Source organism: Nocardioides sp. GCM10028917, from assembly GCF_042666175.1.
Taxonomy (GTDB): domain Bacteria; phylum Actinomycetota; class Actinomycetes; order Propionibacteriales; family Nocardioidaceae; genus Nocardioides.
Window position 1 is genome coordinate 1 of the sequence record NZ_JBHTFL010000007.1, and the last position, 17,818, is coordinate 17,818.

Here is a 17,818-nt window from a genome sequence, read left to right on the forward strand (position 1 = left end):
TTCGCCGCCGTGTCCCCAGCCAGGTCGCCGGCGTCGGCGAGGATCCGCAACCGCAGCTCCACCATCTGGGCCTCCGCCGCCACCAGCTCCCGCAACGCCGCCGCCTTGTCCACGGTCGACATGAACGTCGGATTCGCGTCGGCGACCGCCTTCAGCACCGACCTGACGTCACAGGCCGCAGCAAGGATCGGATGCGACACCACGGGACTCCTCCACGTCGACGTACGGGTCGACCACGCGCGCGGTCGAATCGATGGTCGTCGCTCCTGGAGGCCCGGATCACGGACTATTACTCACCCTCGCAACTCGCCCTCCGAGCCCGGGTTGAGCGCACTGGTGACTATGTCCTGGTGGCCCGGATCTGTGGGAGAACGTGCGGCCCAGTCTACCCGTACGAAGCAGTATTCGCCAGAGTTTTCGAGCGTGTGGACAACGTCTGCACTACGCTCGCGGCATGCGCGCACCGACGGTCCCGGACGCTGGCTCCCAAGCCACGTGACCCGCTCATCGGCCACACTGCTCGACCGCGCCCGGGCGCTCCTCGACCGGCCGGGCCGCGTCCTGCTCGGGGTCACCGGCGCGCCGGGCGCCGGCAAGTCCACGCTCACCGAGACGCTGCTGTCGCAGCTGCGCGCTGAGATGGGCGCTGAGGCGGTCGGCCACCTGCCGATGGACGGCTTCCACCTCGCGGACGTCCAGCTCGACCGGCTCGGACACCGCAACCGCAAGGGTGCGCCCGACACCTTCGACGTCGACGGCTACGTCGCCGCGCTTCGCCGTCTGCACGAGCAACCCGACCGCACGCTCTTCGCCCCGGGCTTCGAGCGCGACCTCGAGCAACCGATTGCCGCCGCCATCGCGATCCCGCCGTCGGCTCGGTTCGTGGTCACGGAGGGCAACTACCTCCTTCTGCCCGACGGCGGCTGGGAGCGCGTACGCCCCTTGCTGGCCGAGGTCTGGCACGTCGAGGTCGACGACGACGTACGCCGCGAGCGGCTGGTGCGCCGGCACGAGCAGTTCGGCAAGTCCCCCGACGCTGCCCGCACCTGGGTCGAGCGGGTCGACGAGCCCAATGCTCGGCTGATCAGCGCCACCCGTGACGCCGCAGACCTGGTCGTGCGGCTCGATCAGCTGTGACCGTTGACGGCGTCCTTGGTCGCCCGGTTCTTCTTCCGCGCAGGGGTCCTCTTCTGCTTCTGGACGGGAGTCGGCTCCGAGGACTCGTCCGGCGCGATCACACCGGCGTACTGCTGGCCTGCCCACTCTCCCGCCTTCTGCAGGCCGCCAGTGATCACGGCCGCCAGCAGCAGCAGAGCGCCCGCCATCGCAAGCACCGGCCGGGAACGACGCCTCGACGGACGGCGCGCGGGGGTCGCGGCCTCGTGAGGTGACACAACCGGTCGCACCGCGCCGCGACGGATCGCGTCCGCACAGTGAGCCACCTCGTCCGGGCCGAGCACCGGCGGGCGAGAGGTCAGCGTGGCAACGAGGTTCGCCGTCGAGCACAGAGTCACGTTCCAGGACGTGGCGGTGACTTCTTCATCGCGCACGAAGCAGAGCACGCCGACACAGCCCCGGGGTGACACCAGTGCCTGCACTGCAATCGCTGCCGCCGTCACGGAGGAGACGGCATCCTCGCGACGTCTCCCGTTCTGTGTCAGCACGTGGTCACGGACCTCGATGCTCCCCGACTAGTTCTTGGCGTCCACGACGAACACCCCACCTGGCCCGATGACGACGTGATCCAGGTTGGCGCGTTGGCGCCCCGGCCAGGCGAGGTCGTGGAGCACGACCCAGCCGGCAGGAAGCGCGGCCAACGCCGTAGCCACAGCAACCTCCCCCGCTGCGCCCTGCTCCCACAGAGCGGCCGAGCGCTCGAGACGTGCGGCCTGTTCCCGCTGCCTGCGCGCAACGTCGTACGCGGACTCTCCTGCTGACATGCCTGTCACCCCCGGCGCGCGAGCCTAGGCACTTCTTCCACGGCACGCAGGCGAATCCGCCATGATGCCGCCGTGCGCATCGGGACGTGGAACCTCGCCGGACGCTGGTCGGACGAGCACCGGAGGTTGATGCTCGACGCCGACTGCGACGTCTGGTTGCTGACCGAGGTCAGCGAACGGACGAGTCTCCCCGGTTACGCCGTCAGCCCGTCGCAGGCGTCCACGGCTCGGCGACGCTGGTGGGCGGCGGTCGCCAGCCGGCAGCCGATGGCCTCGAGCCCAGACCCGCATCCCGCCAGCGCGCAGGCACAGGTCGGCGCGACGACGTACGTCAGCTCGGTGCTGCCGTGGAAGTCATGCGGAGCGCGCCATCCGTGGGTCGGTGCCCGTCACGCCGACAAGACGAAGCACGTCGTTGACGACCTGCTCCTGCGCCTCCGCGCTGCCGACTCGCTGGTCTGGGGAGGCGACTGGAACCACGCCCTGGCCGGTCGGGAGTACGCCGGATCGCAGGGCGGCCGCCGCGAGGTCACACGAGCCGTCGAGGAGCTCGGCCTGGTGGTCCCGACTTCCGAGCTGCCCCACCCGATCGAGGGCCTGCGCAGCATCGACCACATCGCCGTCCGGGAAGGCAGAGCGGCGGCGGCCAGACGCCTCGAAGCCACGCACGAGGGCAAGCGCCTGTCCGACCACGACGCCTACGTCGTCGACACCGACCTCTGAGCGTCAGTCGCGCCTCGTCCGACGCACCTCACAACCCGAGCCTCCGGGCGACGTCCCCGCCCGCCACCCGGCGAACGGTGTCGGGATCTCCGACGACCACCAGCTCGTCCGTGGCACGCGACATCCCGACGTAGAGCCGCTCGCGGGCACGGTCGCGTGATCCGTCCTCGTTGAGGCACAGCACGACGGCCCGACGCTCGAGCCCCTTGCAGCCGAGGACGTGGCCGTAGAAGACGTCGTCGTCCCAGTAGGTGCGCCAGTAGCCCTCCTGGTCGTGGAAGTCGGTCCGCTCGACCTGGACCGGGTGGCGGTGCCCGGTGGTCAGGAGGGCGACGTTGCGCGGCTCCCACCCGGACTCGAGCAGCGCATCGACGGCGTCGTCGGCCGCCTCGACTGCGTCCTCCTGGCTGGCAGGGACGAACCGGACGGCCGGCCCGTGGCCACCCCGTGAGTACATGCGGCTGGGCGCGAGGGGTCCGAAGGAGTCATGGATCTGCTGGGTGTTGCGGAGGTTGTGGTCGAGCACGAGCGGAACGAGGGCGACCGGAGGCCGGCCGAAGCGCGCGAAGATCCGCTGGTTCTCGTCGGAGTAGACGTAGAGACCGCCCTGCTCCTCGTCGCGCAGTGACCTGAGCACCGGCGTCCACCAGGAGTCCGCGAAGTCCTGCGCCTCGTCGACGATCACCGCGTCGTACTTGTGGTTGTCGGGCAGCTCCTCGGCGAGCTCGGCCATCTCGGCCGGCAGCCGCTCCTCCCAGAACTCGCTGTCCGTGCGGTCGCCCTCGGCGGCACCCCACTGCTGGCCGAAGGCGTGGAAGGTGCCCACGAACGCGGGTCGGTGGCGGCGGTCCCACGTCGCCACCTGGCGGCGGAGGTGCTCCGCGAGGCCGATCGAGTAGCAGAGCAGCGCGACCCGCTGCGACTTGCGGCCCTGACCGCCACGAGCCAGCTCCTTGGCCTGCTGGAGGGCGAGGACGGTCTTGCCGCTGCCGGCGCCGCCGCGCACCTCCACGCGGGTCAGCAGTCGGGTCACGCGGAGGATGGAGGCCTGTTCCATGGTGAGCCGGTCGAACTCGGCCGCGCGGTCGTCCGACTCCGCGTTGACGTCGTAGGGAGTCGGGAACCGCCCCGTGAGGATGTCGGTGATCACCTCGACGTCGTCGTGGGTCGGCGGCCGGTCGCCGTGCTGCATCCACCATGCTGTGTTGCGGATCCTCTCAGCCAGCACGGCCTGGTCGTCCTTGTCGTGGAGCGACCAGCGCGGCAGCTCGGGAACGCTGAAGTCCGCGTCGAACCGCGTGTAGGGCACGATCACGCCGTGTCCCCAAGCCACGCGGCGGGTGGTGCCGCCGCGCGGGTGCTGGTCGACGTAGCGGCGCAGCGCGTGCTTGGTGCTGCGCGCCTGGTCGACCGGGCGGATCTGCCGGCGACCACCCCCGCTTCGGGTCCACCACCGGTGTCCCTCGGCGTCGTCCGGCTCGACCGTGACGCTGCCGCCCTTGACCTCCAGCACGAGCACGCCGATGTCGGGCATGAGCACGACGAGGTCGGCCTCGTGGTCCTTGTCGCCGTCGGTGAGGCGGAGATTGGCCAGCAGGACGTCGTCGTCGGCGAGCGTGTCGCGCAGCCGCTCCCACACCTCCTTCTCGGAGCCGGTGGTGAAGGTCGGGCTCTCCGGGATCAGGCGCGGCATGCGACCACCCCATCACCGATCCGGTCCTGGCGTGGGCCGAACGCGGTCACCGGGTGGTCCCGGCCTCGTCCTCGTCGAAGAGCGCGAGCTGGTCGAGCTGCACCTTGCGCACCGGCGCGTCGACCATCAGTCGCAGCCCGGCCCGCATCCGTGCCGCCAGGTCGCGGAGGTAGTCGTGTCGTGCCCGCGCGACCTTCTCCTGGGTCCGCCGGCCCGCTGCCCTGGCCTCCCGCATCCGGGTGCGCGTCTCCCGGCGGCGCTTCTCGGTGATCCGGATCGCCTTGAGCAGGAGGCCGGTGTCGTTGCCGTAGATGCGCACCATCGCGGCGGGCCCCACCGACCCGCGGTCGTCGCGCTCGAGCTCGGCCATCACGGCGTACGCCGTCTCGAACCGGCTGCCCGGCCGCTCGCCGGCGGGCTCGGGCGCCGTGCGGACGCGCTCGGCGAGGTCGCGTGCCCACCCGTCGACCTGCGACAGCATCCGGAGTATCTCGATCCGGACGGCGGCCGGCTCGGCCACCTCGAGCCCGAGCTCGCGCGTGACACTGATGCGCTGGTCGGTGAGCACGAACGTCAGGCCGAACTCGGTGCGGTTGAGCCGGTTGACCTCGACCAGCGCGGCCTGGCGGTCCGCCACGTCGTCGACCAGCAGGCACGAGAGCAGAGCCCGCGGAGCGTTGTTGTTGATCGACACCCAGACGAGGTGGTCCTCCGTCGGCAGCGGGAGGTCACCGTCGTCGTCCCACTCCGGCGCCTCGTCGAAGGTGCCGGCGACCGCCAGGTCGATGACCGCCCGGACCTCCTCGACCGACGACGGTCGGACGATCTCGTCCGGGTCGGCCTCGGCGCGGTGCGGCTGCGGCGGCAGAGGGCGTACGGCACCCTCCGGCTCGAGGCCGCCGGCGTCGAGGTAGACCGGGTGGAGCACGCCGTAGACCTCGCGCAGCGCCCGGACCACCATCACGGCTGCCCGGTCGGCCTGCCGCTGCTCGAGGTCGAGCCAGAAGTTGGTCTCGCCCTCGGACCAGTCCTCGGCCTCGGGTCGGTGGAAGCCCATCCCCTCGAGGGCGCGCTCCTGCTCCTGGTCGAGCTCGGACCCGGCGGCGAGGTAGACGTTGCTCACCGCCTCCACGCGCACCATCGCGTCACCGCCTGCCATTTGGCAGTAGGGCGCCGCCGCCGTCCCCTGCTGTGGCAGCTCGACGACGATCGAGTCCTCCTCGCCCATCCCGGCGACGTGGTCCGCCAGGCGCTGGCGGAACTCCCGCCAAGCCGCCTCCACCGCGTCGTCCCACCGACGCTCCAGCTCTCCGCCCATGCCTCGACCCCTCACCGGATCGCCCCCGCGATCCCCACGACCACGACTCTAGGGACGACCACCGACACCGGGTCGGGCTCGCATGCACCGCGCGCACGCGGGTACCGGACGCCTCCGACCACCCCCGACCCGAAGGCGGTTCAGCGCGATGAAGGCAGTCACCTGGCAGGGCGTCCACGACATGCAGGTCACGGAGGTCCCCGACCCCCGCATCGAGGAGCCGTCGGACGCGATCATCAAGATCACGTCGACCGGCCTGTGCGGCTCGGACCTGCACCTCTACGAGACCCTTGCGCCGTTCATGGAGGCGGGCGACATCGTCGGCCACGAGCCGATGGGCATCGTCGAGGAGGTCGGCGCGGGCGTCAGCAACCTCAAGGTCGGTGACCGCGTCGTCGTGCCGTTCAACGTCTGCTGCGGCTCGTGCTGGATGTGTGGCCAGGGCCTCTACAGCCAGTGCGAGACCACGCAGAACCACGAGCACGGCACCGGCGCGAGCTTCTTCGGCTACAGCAAGCTCTACGGCCAGGTCCCCGGCGGGCAGGCGGAGTACCTCCGCGTCCCGTTCGCCGACTTCCTGCCCGTCAAGGTGCCGCACGAGCACGCCGACGACCGGTTCCTCTTCCTCTCCGACGTCCTGCCGACCGCGTGGCAGGCGCTGCAGTACGCCGACGTGCCCGACGGCGGCACGCTGCTCGTCCTCGGTGCCGGACCGATCGGTGACATGGCGGCGCGCATGGGCGTACGTGCTGGCCACCGCGTGATCTCCGTCGACCGGGTGCCGGAGCGGCTCGCCCGCGTCGAGGCCTTCGGCGCCGAGCCGCTCAACCTCGACGACGCCGAGGACGTCGGCAGCGTGGGCGACGTCGTGCGCGAGGCCACTGGCGGCCGGGGCCCGGACGCCGTCATCGACGCCGTCGGCATGGAGGCCCACGGTTCCGCCGGCGCGCAGGTCGTGCAGAAGATGACCGGCCTGCTGCCCGACGCGATCTCGGAGCCGATGATGAAGAAGGCCGGGCTCGACCGCCTCGCCGCCCTGCACACCGCCATCGACGCCGTACGACGCGGCGGCACCATCTCGATCTCCGGCGTCTACGGCGGTCAGGCCGACCCGCTGCCGATGATGCAGCTCTTCGACAAGCAGATCCAGGTCCGGATGGGCCAGGCGAACGTGCGCCGCTGGACCGACGAGCTGCTCGCCATGCTGGTCGAGGACGACCCGTTCGGCGTCGACGCCTTCGCCACCCACCACCTCCCGCTCACCGAGGCGCCCGATGCCTACGCGCACTTCCAGAAGAAGGAGGAGGGCATGGTCAAGGTGGTCTTCCAGCCCTGAGCCGCGACGTGGACCTGACCCGCGACCCGCGTGGGTCAGTCCTCGCGGTCCTTCGGGGGACGTCCCCGCTTCGGCACCGGACCGGCGTCGCGCGGCGCGCGTCCGGAGGCCCGCAGTGCCTCGCGCAGCAGCAGCTCGATCTGGGCGTTGACGCTGCGCAGGTCGTCCGCGGCCCAGCGCTGCAGGGCGGAGTGGACGGCAGGGTCGAGGCGCAGCAGCACGGACTTGCGCTCTGCGCCTCGCCTGGGAGCCGACTCCCCCGCCTCCTCGCTCACGGACGACCCGATCAGGTGTACAGCGAGCCGGTGTTGATGACGGGGGTCGTGCCGCGCTCGGAGCAGAGCACCGTGAGCAGGTTGGACACCATGGCCGCCTTGCGCTCGGCGTCGAGCTCGACGATGTCCTTCTGCTCCAGCTGCGCGAGCGCGCTCTCGACCATGCCGACCGCGCCGTCGACGATCTTCTCGCGTGCGGCGATGACGGCCGAGGCCTGCTGCCGCTGCAGCATCGCCTGGGCGATCTCGGGGGCGTACGCCAGGGCCGAGATCCGCACCTCGATGACCTCCAGCCCGGCCAGGGCGATCCGCTCGGCGACCTCCGAGGCGAGCTCGGCCGAGATGACCTCGGTGTCGCCGCGCAGGGTGACCTCCGTGGCAGCGTTGTCGTAGGGGTGGCTCATCGCCACGTGCCGCAGGGCCGACTCGGCCTGCACCGCCACGAAGTCCTCGTAGTCCTCGACGGCGAAGGTCGCCCGGGCCGTGTCGGCCACCTGCCAGACGACGATGGCCGCGATGTTGACGGGGTTGCCGTCGGCGTCGTTGACCTTGAGCTCGTTGGTCTCGAAGTTGTGCACGCGGACCGAGACGTTGCGTCGGGTGGTCAGCGGGACGATCATCCGCAGCCCCTGCTTGCGCACGGTGCCGACGTAGCGCCCGAAGAACTGCACGACCCTCGTCTGCCCGGGCGCCACGATCGTCAGCGAGGCGGAGAGCAGCAGTGCGAGGACGATGATCGCGACGCCGCCGACGATGAGGCCGATGCCACCGCGGCCGGCGTCCGCGTCGATGATGCCGGCGACCGCCATCCAGCCGCCCAGCCCGAGGAGCAGCAGCGACACGGCGAGCCCGGCGAAGCCGTCGACGGACCACGCCTGGCGCTCGGTCACGTCCACCCGCGTGCCCTCGTGCCCCACCGGGTGTCCTGCCGGCGGACCACCCTCCGACTCACCGATCTCCTGCTGCAGTGCCCGGTCCTCGTCCATGCGGTCAGCCCCTCTCAAGAATGTGATGACAAATAGATATCACATTCTGACCCGCCGCCGCCCTCCCAGGGCACCTGCTCGTACGTAGACGACGGTCGTCACCACGTTGAGCACGACGGCGGTCGCGAGGTACGTCGCCAGGTTGAGCGCAGGCACCACGTCCGGCGGGAGGGTGTACGCCATGACGACCCGCGCGCCGGCGTCGAGCAGCGTGCCGATCGCCCAGAGCGTGCTCGCCGTACGCCACATCTGCCGGAACCACGGCTCGCGCTCCCAGAGCCCTTCCCAGTCGCCCGGCCAGCCGAGCCGGCCCTCGACCATCGGCCTGGCGAACTGGTAGGCCAGCGGCCGGTCGGCCCACCACAGGCTGGCGAGGAACCAGAGGCCGACGCCGCTGGTGACCACCGCGTCCTTGGCGAGCAGGAACCGCTCGTCGCCCGGGACCAGGGAGATCGAGAAGCTCGCGAAGAGCAGGACCGTGAAGAACGCCTCGAGCCCGCCGGGGCGGTTGCCGCGGAGCAGCGACACGCACGCCGGGACCAGGGACAGCACCGCGCCGACGACCAGCGCGGCGTACACGCCGACACCGAGGTGACGCATCAGGTAGTAGAGCGCCGTCGACCCGACGATCCCGAGGAGCGGTCGGAGCAGAGCCACGGTCAGGCCCTCGTCGCGCGGTCGAAGAGCTCCACCAGCTCGGCGGCGTACGCCGTGCAGTCGAGGTCGGCGTCGGCCTCCAGCTGGAACGGCACCGCCTCGACGGCCCGCTGGATGGTGCTGGCCATGACGTGGGTGTCGAAGGCCCGCATCTCGCCGGTGCGCTGGCCGCCGGCGAGGATCCGCTCGAGGTGGCTCACGTCGCTCGGGGCCGGCCTGCCGTCGCCCCACGCGCCGGACACCACCACCTGCAGCAGGGCCGACATGGGCGCGCGATGGGCGTCGGCGTACCCGACGACGCCCTCGATGTAGGCCCTGAGGCGCTCGCCCGGCGTCTCCGCCGCCATGACGCGCGCGCCGACGTGCTCGCCGATCCCGGCGACGACGTGCTCGACCAGCGCCGCGACGAGCTCGGCCTTGCCGGCGAAGTGGTAGCTGATCAGCCGGGTGCTCGACAGGCCGGCCCGCTCGCGGATCCGCGCGAAGGAGGCCCTGGCGAAGCCCTCCTCCGCGATGACCTCGATCGTTGCCTCGAGGATCTGGGCACGGCGCGCAGTTGCTGCTGTCGAGCGAGCCGTTACTTGCATGAGTAAGACGGTAGCGCCGGCGTCATGCACCGCGCAATGCCACCGACGGGCCTAGCCTCCGGACCGCCCTCGGGTGTAGGCAGGGAGGGTGAGGCGCCCGCCCTCGCGACCGCCGGACGAGGAGATGGCATGGCCGCACTCGAGAGCACCCAGCTGCTGACCGAGCTCGAGCCGGTGGTGGAGGAGAACCTCAACCGCCACATGGCGATGGCCGACGAGTGGATGCCCCACGAGTACGTCCCGTGGAGCCTGGGCCGCGACTTCGCCGACCTCGGCGGCGATCCGTGGGAGGTCGCGCAGTCGCAGCTCTCGCCCATCGCGCGCACGGCGCTCGAGGTCAACCTGCTCACCGAGGACAACCTCCCGAGCTACCACCGCGAGATCGACCGCGCCTTCGGTCGCGACAGCGCGTGGGGCACGTGGGTGAACCGGTGGACCGCCGAGGAGGGCAGGCACGCGTTCTGCATCCGCGACTACCTCCTCGTGACCCGCGGCGTCGACCCCGTCGAGCTCGAGCGCGCGCGGATGGAGACGATGGAGACGGGCTACGAGGCGATGGACAAGTCGCTGCTCAACGTCTGCGCGTACGTGTCGTTCCAGGAGCTCGCCACCCGCGTCTCGCACCGCAACACCGGCCGCTACACCGAGGAGCCGATCGCCGACAAGCTGCTCGCCCGCGTGGCCAAGGACGAGAACCTCCACATGATCTTCTACCGCAACATCGTCACCGCGGCCCTCGAGCTCTCCCCCAGCCAGACGATGCGCGCGATCACCGAGGAGGTCGTTGGGTTCGAGATGCCCGGCAGCGTGATCCCCGGCTTCTCCCGCAAGGCCGTGCAGATGGCCAAGGCCGGCATCTACGACCTGCGCATCCACCACGACGACATCGTCGCGCCGCTGTTGCGGCAGTGGGGCGTGTGGGAGCTGGAGGGGCTGGATGCCGATGGCGAGGCTGCCCGCGACGAGCTGGCTGCTGCTGTCGCCGCGCTCGACAGTGAGGCGACGCGGTTCGTCGAGCGACGGGACGAGGCGGCAGCGAAGAAGGCGGCGCGCCAGGCGAGCGGCTAGGAGGCGGGCTTGACCCCCTCGCCTTGGTGATGACGTGCCGTCGACGGCGGACCTACAGTCGACTGTCGGCAGGAGGTGTGCCATGGCCAGGGCCGGTGACGTGCTGGAGCACCCGGTGACGGGCGAGCGGGTCGTGTGGCTCAGGGTCGCGCGGGACACCGACGGTCGGCTCCTCGAGGGCGACATCTTCGCCCGGCCCGGCGGGCACCCGGCCGCCACCCACGTGCACCCGCACCAGGAGGAGCGCTTCCGGGTCGTCCAGGGCACCGTGAGGTTCGAGGTCGACGGCGGGAAGCGGGTCCTCGGGGCCGGGGAGACCACGACCGTCCCGCCCGGGCGGGCCCACACCTGGGCCAACGTCGGCGACGACGAGGCGTGCGTGCGGGTCGAGATCGAGCCGGCACTGCGCACCGAGATGTTCTTCGAGACCTTCTTCGGACTGGCCAAGGACGGCAGGACCAACAGCAAGGGCCTGCCCAACCTGCTGAGCATGGCGGTGATCCTGCGGGAGTACGACGCCGAGATGCAGCTGGCTCGGCCGCCGCCGCCATCCAGCGAGCCGTCTTCACTCCCCTCGCGCTGCTCGGCCGGACGCTGGGATACCGAGGGTGGTACCCGCAGTACACGTCCGCGCCGATGCCGCGACCTCGGTGACCGCAGCGCCAGGGCCGCCTCTCAGGCGAACCGGAACGCGACACGCTCGCCGCGCTCGTAGCGGCGGCGGAAGATGCGCAGGAGCAGCCCGTACCCGGGTGGGGCGGACTCGAGCAGGCGCTCGCGGGCGTCGGCCGGCACGCCGTCCATCGCCCACGGGAGGATGAACGGGACCGCGCGCAGCGGGTAGCGCCTCTCCACCGCCGTCTCGAAGGCCGCGTTCTCCTCCTCGCTGAGGCTCCGCTGCAGCATCGGGAGGGCGTGCTGCTCCTCGTCGGCCAGGTGCGACTGCAGCAGCTCGTGGGCGGCGCCCAGCCGGATCTCCAGCGCGTTGCGGTGATCGGTGCACGGGTGCGCGCTCATCGAGGCGAAGGCGTCACGCACCTTCTCGAGCGCGGGGTCGATGTCGTCGTGCTCGTCCTCCATCTCGGCGAGCACCCGGAGGCCGGCCGCGTCGGCGGCGGCCTCGGCGTGCCGCTGCAGCAACGGCCACAGCTCGTCGTCCTCGGCGGAGTGGTGGTGGTGCAGCACGTCGGCCATCGCGACCCAGCGCCGCTCCAGCGCGGCCCACACCTCGTGCTCCGCGATCGGCGTGCCCTCCACGGCGGCGGCGAACCTGTCGAAGTCGCGCCGCAGGGCGTGGTGCATGACGTACATCCCCGTCTGGTCGTGCGGGCCCTCGGCGGTGTGAGCCTGCCCGGGCAGGGTCAGCTGTGGGCGGTACGACGGGCTGGTCCCGGTGTGCTTCATGGGCTCTCCTCGGCTGGTGGTGCGAGCACGATCTCCCCCGACTCTTGAGCCGGACTCCAGAGCGACTTGGGCCGCTTTCCCGCTACGTTGCTGCGCGTGTGGGTCCGCGTGCTCGGAACGAGCCAGGTGGCGCTCGGGGAGGACCCGGCAGCCACCGTGGACGTCGGCGCCCGCAAGCCGCGCTCGGTCCTCGCCGCGCTGGCTCTCCGGCTCGGCAGCGACGTCCCACCCGACGCGCTGGTCCGACTGGTGTGGGGCGAGGACGCGCCGCGCGGTGCCCACGGCACCCTGCACTCCTACCTCTCCGGCGTACGTCGCGTCCTCGAGCCGGGCCTCGGGCCCCGGGAGAAGCCCCGGGTCCTGCTGACGAGCGACCACGGCTACCGGCTGGCGATCGGCCGCGAGCACGTCGACGCGCACCGCTTCGCCGACGAGGTCCGCACCCTTCACCGGTCGCTCGCGCCCCTCGCCGCGCAGCTCACCGCCGGGCCGAGCGCCGACTGGCCGACCCGCGGGGAGATCTCGCACGGCGTGGACCGGATCGAGGAGCTGCTCGCCCTGTGGACCGGTGACGCGTACGCCGACCTCCCGGACGAGCCCGAGGTCGTCCTCGAGCGCGCGTCGCTCGACCAGCTCCGGCTCGACGCCGAGGAGGCGCGGGTCCTTGGCCTGCTCGCCCTCGGTGACCACGCGGTCGTCGTGGCCGCCACCGAGGAGTCGACGGCGAGGTACCCGCTCCGTGAGCGCGTCTGGGCGCTGCACGCGCTCGCCCTGACCCGCTCCGGTCGGCAGGCCGAGGCGCTGGCCGCGCTGCGCCGGATCCGGTCCGTCCTGGCCGACGAGCTCGGCCTCGACCCGGGGCACGAGCTGCGCCAGCTCGAGCAGGCCGTGCTCGTCCAGGACCCCGCCCTGCACCAGTGGTTGCGTGCTCCCGTCGCGGCCGGGCCTGTGACGGCACCCACCGTCCCGGCGACGTCGGCGCCCCCGCCACCAGCCCCCTCGCCGGCCCCGTCAGCGACCGGTACGACGGCCGGGTGGCCGACGGTCGGCCGCGAGACCGAGGAGGCGGCCCTGCTGGACGTGCTGGCCCGCGCCGAGGCGGGCACGCCCGCGACCGCCCTCCTCGTCGGCGAGCCCGGCATCGGCAAGTCGCGGCTGCTCGCCAAGGTCATCGCCGCGGCGCGCGAGCGCGGCTTCCGCGTGGCGACGGGCAGCTGCTCGCAGGACGACGGCGCCCCCAGCCTGTGGCCCTGGAGCCAGGCCCTGCGCGAGCTCGCCGACGACGGCGAGCTCGACACCCAGGTCGGGGCACTGCTGACAGGCGCACCGTCAGGCACCGGCGACGGTGCCGAGCGGGAGGCGTTCCGCGCCCGGGAGACCCTGGCGCACGCGGTCACCTCCCGGTCGTCGTCCGGGCCGGTCCTGCTGGTGCTGGACGACCTGCACTGGGCCGACACCGCTTCCCTCAAGGTGCTGCGACACCTCGTCACCAGCGCCGCACCCGGCCACCGCCTGGCGGTCGTCGTCACGCGGCGCAGGCTGCCCGAGCCGACCGGCGACCTGGCCGAGGTCGGCGAGGAGCTGGCGCGCCACCACGTGACCCGGCTCGACCTGTCCGGCCTGGCACCGGAGCAGGCCCGGGACCTGGTGGCCGCCGTGGCCGGCACCGTCGTGCCCGCCGAGGTGGTGGACGACTGGCACCGGCGCTCGGGCGGCAACCCCTACTTCCTCGTCGAGCTCGCCCGACTCGACGCCCGCGACAGCACGACGCTGCCTGCGACCGTCCGGGACGTCATCGTGCGCCGCCTGCAGGGCCTGCCCGAGCCGACTCGCGAGCTGCTCCTCCTCGCCGCCGTCCTGGGCCGCCGCTTCTCGCTGGACCTGCTGGCGGCGGTGGCGGGAGAGCCGGTGGAGGACGTCGACGACGCCCTGACGCCGGCTCGCGAGGCAGGGCTCGTGGAGGACCCGGAGGCCGGGACCGCTGCCTTCACCCACGCCCTCACCCGCGACGCCGTCGCGACGACCGCGAGCCCGTCGCGCCTGGCGCGGCTCCACGCGCAGGTGGCCCACACCCTCGCCGACGACGACGCCGCGGTCGGCGGGATGGTCGTCCGCGAGGAGCGGGTCGCCGAGCTCGCCCGGCACTGGCTCGCCGCTGGACCCACCCACGTCGGCCGGGCCTGGCGGGCGGCAGCCAACGCGGCCGCGCAGGCGCGTCGTACCTTCTCGTGGGTCGAGGCCGAGCGGCTCGTCGCGGCGGCGATCGACGCGCACCGACGCGACCCGCTCGGCACGACCGTGGAGCGGATCGACCTGCTCCTGACCCGCGCCCGCGACTGCCGTCCCAACGCGGAGTGGGACCAGGTGCTGCCGTGCGCGGAGGAGGCGATCGCACTCGCCCGGCGCGAGGACGACCTGCCCAGGCTCGCGGCGGCGGCTGCGGCCGCCACCGACGGGTCGGTCTGGATGCCCCAGCAGTGGAACGAGGTGCCGGAGGACGCTGTCGAGGACCTGCGCTGGGCCTTGACCGAGCTGCCCCACGGTGACTCGGCGGAGCGCTGCCGGGTCATGCTCGCCCTCGCGGTGCTGCTCTACTACGACCCCTCGGCGCAGGCCGAGCTGCGGGCGCTCGCCGAGGAGGGCGTCGCCATGGCCCGCCGGATCGGCGACCCCGCCCTGCTGGCCTGGGCGGCACCGACCGCCTGGAAGGCCCTCTGGACCCCGGCCCACGCAGGCCTCCGGCTCGACCTGGCGCGGGAGGGGCTCCGTGCCACGCGGGAGGCAGCGGACCCGGACGCCGAGGTCGTCGCCTCGGTCCTGCTGACCGGCAGCCTTCTCGAGCTGGGCGACCGGACGGCGTACGGCGACTCCGCGGCGGCCACCGCACGGCTCGCGTCACGCCGCCGCAACTCCTACGCCCAGGTGGCGCTGGGGTGGATCGACCTCAGCCTCGCCTCGCTGCGGCGCGACCAGCCCGCCGTCGAACGGCTCTCGGCCGATCTGCACGCGCTGCGGCCGCGGCTCAACCCCGGGAACGAGGCACTCCACCTGATGGGCATCCACCTGATGTCGCACATGTGGGACGAGCGGATCGGCGAGCTGATCGAGCCGATCGCGCAGGCCATCGCGGTCGCGGACAACGACATGGCCGCGGACGTGCTGCTGCTCGCGACGGCCCGCGCGGGCGACCCCGACCGGTTGCGCGCGCAGCTGGCGACGCCGGTGTCGACGCACGTGGACAACTGGGGCAGCACCAGCACCTGGTGCAGCGTCGCCGAGGCCGCCGCAGTCGCGGGCGACGCACTCCTGGCGGAGCAGATGGCCGCCCACCTGACCCCGCTCCACGGGCGGATGGCGATCAGCGGCATCTCCACCCTGATGGGTCCGGTCGACGGCTACCTGGCCCTGGCCCTCGCCGGCAGCGGCAGGAAGCAGGAGGCGACCGACGCGGCGGGACGGGCGATCGACCAGTGCGACACGTGGGGCTTCACGGCGTACGCCGACTGGCTGGGCGCGCACCGCGAGCGACTGACCTTCTGAGGTCTCCCCGCTGGTTGAGGAGCGACGAAGTCGCGTCACGAAACCTGGTCACCACGCTCTTGGGTCGCGCACCCAAGCGGCGTCCAAGTCCGCCTGAAGCTGGCGCCCTCAGGGTCATCGGGTCAGCCCGACCCGCACCCAGGAGACCACCATGTCGTCGTACCTTCACCGTCTCGGCCGCTCGTCCGCCGCCCATCCGTGGCGGGTGATCAGTGCCTGGGTCCTGCTCGTGGCCACCGCCGCGGCGCTGGCCTCGTCCTTCGGCGCACCCATGCGCGACGACTGGGACGTGCCGGGCGCCCGGGCCCAGCAGGGCATCGACCTGCTGCGCGAGCACGGGGTCGGCGGCTTCGCCAGCGCCCGCGTCGTGGTCCACGACCGCGAGGGCGACCCGCTCCCCTCCGCCGAGATCGGCACCTTGACCGAGCGCCTGCGCGGCCTGGAGCACGTCGCCGCGGTCCCGCCTGCCCGGGTCAGCGCTGACGGCGACACGGCTGTCCTCACCGTGCAGTACTCCGAGCCCATCACCCACCCCGACCTGATGGCCGACATCGAGCCGCTCGAGGGTGCGATCGCCGGGACGGTCGACGCCGGCCTGCAGGTGGAGCTCGGCGGCGAGGTCCCCGACACCGCCGGTGAGCCGATCAGCGGACGGGGCGAGCTGATCGGCGTGGGGATCGCCCTGCTGATCCTCGTCATCGCTCTCGGCTCCGCCATCGGCGCGGGCCTGCCGCTCGTCGCGGCCGTCGCCGGCCTGGCCGTGGGCAGCTCGGGCATCGCCCTGCTCGCCGCGACCATGTCGGTGAGCACCTCCGCGCCGATGGTCGCCTCGATGGTGGGGCTCGGCGTGGGGATCGACTACGCACTGCTCCTCGTCACCCGCCACGTGGAGAACCTCCGCCTCGGGCACGACGCCGTCGAGGCCGCCGGCCGCGCGGTCGCGACGTCCGGACGGTCGGTGGTGTTCGCCGCGGTGACCGTGCTGGTCTCGCTGATGGGCCTGCGCCTCGCCGGCCTGTCGACGTACGACTCGTTCGGCCTGGCCACCGCCATCGCCGTCGTGTTCGTCGCCGCGGCCGCCCTCACCCTGGTGCCGGCGCTGTGCCGACTGGCGGGGCGCAAGCTCCTCCCCCGTGCCGCCCGCCGCAACCGTCCGCAGCGCACCCGGGAGCCCCTCACTGCACGCTGGGCCGCCCGCGTCGGCCGCGCGCCGGTCGTCTGGGCGCTGGTCAGCCTCGGCGCCCTGCTGGTGCTCGCCGCACCCGTGCTCGACCTGCGCACCTGGCCCGGTGACGCGAGCAGCCAGCCCACGGGCAACACCACGCGCCAGGCCTACGACCTCGTCGCCGCCGAGTTCGGGCCCGGCGCGAACGGGCCGCTGACCGTGGTGGTCCCGACCTCCGTCGCGGAGGCTGCGGACGAGGCCGTGGCGACGCTGCGAGCGGACGACCGGATCGCCGGCGTCGAACCCGTGGTCACCACGCCGGACGGCGCGCTCTCGATCATCACCGCCGAGCCCGCCTTCGGGCCCACCGACGAACGCACCCCGGACCTGATCGACGACCTGCGGGCCACCCTTCCGGCGAGTGCCGAGGTGACCGGTTGGACGCCGTTCTTCTCCGACATCTCCGACATGCTCCAGGAGCGCCTGTGGCTGGTGATCGCGTTCGTCGTCGGGGTATCCGTCCTGCTGCTCGCGCTGATGTTCCGCTCGGTGCTGGTGCCCCTCAAGGCCGCGGCGATGAACCTGCTCTCCATCACCGCCGCCTACGGCGTGCTGGTCGCGGTCTTCCAGTGGGGCTGGGCCGCGGAGCTGGTCGGGGTCGACCAGCCGATGCCGATCTCGAGCTGGATGCCGATCCTGCAGTTCGCGATCCTGTTCGGTCTCTCGATGGACTACGAGGTGTTCCTGCTGTCGCGGATCCGGGAGGACTACCTGCGCACCGGCGACCCGCACGGCAGCGTCGTGCGCGGCCTGTCGGCCACGGGCCGGGTGATCACCTCCGCCGCCGCGATCATGGTGGTCGTGTTCCTCGGCTTCGCCACCGAGGGCGACGTGGTCGTCAAGCAGCTCGGGCTCGGGATGGCCGTCGCCATCGCCCTGGACGCCACCCTCGTCCGGATGGTGCTCGTCCCGGCCACGATGTCGCTGCTCGGCCACTGGAACTGGTGGCTCCCGGGCTGGCTGGATCGGCTGCTGCCCACCGTGCGCGTCGAGGTCGAGGCCGAGGAGGCGGACCGCGAGCGCGAGCTCGTTGGGGTGTAGGCGGACCAGGGACGGGGGCCGGCGC

At 72.4% G+C, this 17,818-nt stretch carries 16 protein-coding genes and 1 pseudogene; 7 read left to right on the forward strand and 10 right to left on the reverse strand.

Annotated features, from left to right (window positions below; translation table 11 throughout):
• Positions 1-200 (reverse strand): annotated as a pseudogene (locus ACFQW6_RS09375) (HNH endonuclease); the annotation flags it as partial.
• A gap of 295 nt (positions 201-495) precedes the next feature.
• On the opposite strand from ACFQW6_RS09375, the gene ACFQW6_RS09380 reads away from it, so the two are divergent.
• On the forward strand, positions 496-1,137 hold the full coding sequence (locus tag ACFQW6_RS09380; RefSeq protein WP_378543659.1) for a nucleoside/nucleotide kinase family protein: 642 nt from the start codon (positions 496-498) through the stop codon (positions 1,135-1,137).
• Here ACFQW6_RS09380 and ACFQW6_RS09385 read toward each other — a convergent pair.
• Complete coding sequence (locus ACFQW6_RS09385) at positions 1,128-1,664, reverse strand: hypothetical protein (protein WP_378543662.1); 537 nt, start codon at positions 1,662-1,664, stop codon at positions 1,128-1,130. The genes ACFQW6_RS09380 and ACFQW6_RS09385 overlap by 10 nt on opposite strands.
• Positions 1,665-1,691: 27 nt before the next feature.
• Complete coding sequence (locus tag ACFQW6_RS09390) at positions 1,692-1,940, reverse strand: nuclease-related domain-containing protein (RefSeq protein WP_378543665.1); 249 nt, start codon at positions 1,938-1,940, stop codon at positions 1,692-1,694.
• Between the two features lie 72 nt (positions 1,941-2,012).
• Here ACFQW6_RS09390 and ACFQW6_RS09395 point away from each other — a divergent pair, with 72 nt between their 5' ends.
• Positions 2,013-2,663, forward strand: coding sequence for an endonuclease/exonuclease/phosphatase family protein (locus ACFQW6_RS09395; protein WP_378543668.1), 651 nt, complete (start codon positions 2,013-2,015; stop codon positions 2,661-2,663).
• A 28-nt stretch (positions 2,664-2,691) separates the two neighbouring features.
• On the opposite strand, the gene ACFQW6_RS09400 is transcribed toward ACFQW6_RS09395, so the two are convergent.
• Together ACFQW6_RS09400 and ACFQW6_RS09405 are read right to left on the reverse strand one after the other, a co-directional pair.
• Entirely contained in the window at positions 2,692-4,356 is a 1,665-nt protein-coding gene (locus ACFQW6_RS09400; protein WP_378543671.1) for an NERD domain-containing protein, read from the reverse strand.
• 46 nt (positions 4,357-4,402) lie between these two features.
• Complete coding sequence (locus tag ACFQW6_RS09405; protein ID WP_378543674.1) at positions 4,403-5,674, reverse strand: YbjN domain-containing protein; 1,272 nt, start codon at positions 5,672-5,674, stop codon at positions 4,403-4,405.
• A 148-nt stretch (positions 5,675-5,822) separates the two neighbouring features.
• Here ACFQW6_RS09405 and ACFQW6_RS09410 point away from each other — a divergent pair, with 148 nt between their 5' ends.
• A complete protein-coding gene (locus tag ACFQW6_RS09410) occupies positions 5,823-7,010 on the forward strand; it encodes a zinc-dependent alcohol dehydrogenase (RefSeq protein WP_378543677.1) in 1,188 nt (395 codons plus the stop codon).
• 35 nt (positions 7,011-7,045) lie between these two features.
• On the opposite strand, the gene ACFQW6_RS09415 is transcribed toward ACFQW6_RS09410, so the two are convergent.
• The 4 genes from ACFQW6_RS09415 to ACFQW6_RS09430 are packed head-to-tail and all read right to left on the reverse strand — an operon-like array spanning position 7,046 to position 9,515.
• Positions 7,046-7,285: a hypothetical protein gene (locus ACFQW6_RS09415; protein ID WP_378543680.1), complete on the reverse strand. Its 240-nt coding sequence runs from the start codon at positions 7,283-7,285 to the stop codon at positions 7,046-7,048.
• A gap of 11 nt (positions 7,286-7,296) precedes the next feature.
• Positions 7,297-8,271 (reverse strand): SPFH domain-containing protein, encoded by a 975-nt coding sequence (locus tag ACFQW6_RS09420; RefSeq protein ID WP_378543682.1) that lies wholly within the window; start codon positions 8,269-8,271, stop codon positions 7,297-7,299.
• Positions 8,272-8,310: 39 nt separating this feature from the next.
• Positions 8,311-8,928: a VC0807 family protein gene (locus ACFQW6_RS09425; protein WP_378543685.1), complete on the reverse strand. Its 618-nt coding sequence runs from the start codon at positions 8,926-8,928 to the stop codon at positions 8,311-8,313.
• A 2-nt stretch (positions 8,929-8,930) separates the two neighbouring features.
• Positions 8,931-9,515 carry a TetR/AcrR family transcriptional regulator gene (locus tag ACFQW6_RS09430; RefSeq protein ID WP_378543687.1) on the reverse strand — a complete coding sequence of 195 codons (585 nt, stop codon included), beginning with the start codon at positions 9,513-9,515 and terminating at the stop codon, positions 8,931-8,933.
• Between the two features lie 129 nt (positions 9,516-9,644).
• On the opposite strand from ACFQW6_RS09430, the gene ACFQW6_RS09435 reads away from it, so the two are divergent.
• Together ACFQW6_RS09435 and ACFQW6_RS09440 are read left to right on the forward strand one after the other, a co-directional pair.
• Positions 9,645-10,583 (forward strand): acyl-ACP desaturase, encoded by a 939-nt coding sequence (locus ACFQW6_RS09435; RefSeq protein ID WP_378543690.1) that lies wholly within the window; start codon positions 9,645-9,647, stop codon positions 10,581-10,583.
• A gap of 82 nt (positions 10,584-10,665) precedes the next feature.
• Positions 10,666-11,298 carry a cupin domain-containing protein gene (locus ACFQW6_RS09440; protein WP_378543693.1) on the forward strand — a complete coding sequence of 211 codons (633 nt, stop codon included), beginning with the start codon at positions 10,666-10,668 and terminating at the stop codon, positions 11,296-11,298.
• Here the strand turns inward: ACFQW6_RS09440 and ACFQW6_RS09445 are convergent.
• A complete protein-coding gene (locus ACFQW6_RS09445) occupies positions 11,259-11,987 on the reverse strand; it encodes a hemerythrin domain-containing protein (RefSeq protein WP_378543696.1) in 729 nt (242 codons plus the stop codon). The genes ACFQW6_RS09440 and ACFQW6_RS09445 overlap by 40 nt on opposite strands.
• 96 nt (positions 11,988-12,083) lie before the next feature.
• On the opposite strand from ACFQW6_RS09445, the gene ACFQW6_RS09450 reads away from it, so the two are divergent.
• Entirely contained in the window at positions 12,084-15,527 is a 3,444-nt protein-coding gene (locus ACFQW6_RS09450; protein ID WP_378543699.1) for a BTAD domain-containing putative transcriptional regulator, read from the forward strand.
• A 151-nt stretch (positions 15,528-15,678) separates the two neighbouring features.
• Positions 15,679-17,793, forward strand: a complete 2,115-nt coding sequence (locus ACFQW6_RS09455) for an MMPL family transporter (RefSeq protein ID WP_378543702.1) — start codon at positions 15,679-15,681, stop codon at positions 17,791-17,793.
• The last annotated feature ends 25 nt before the right edge of the window (positions 17,794-17,818 follow it).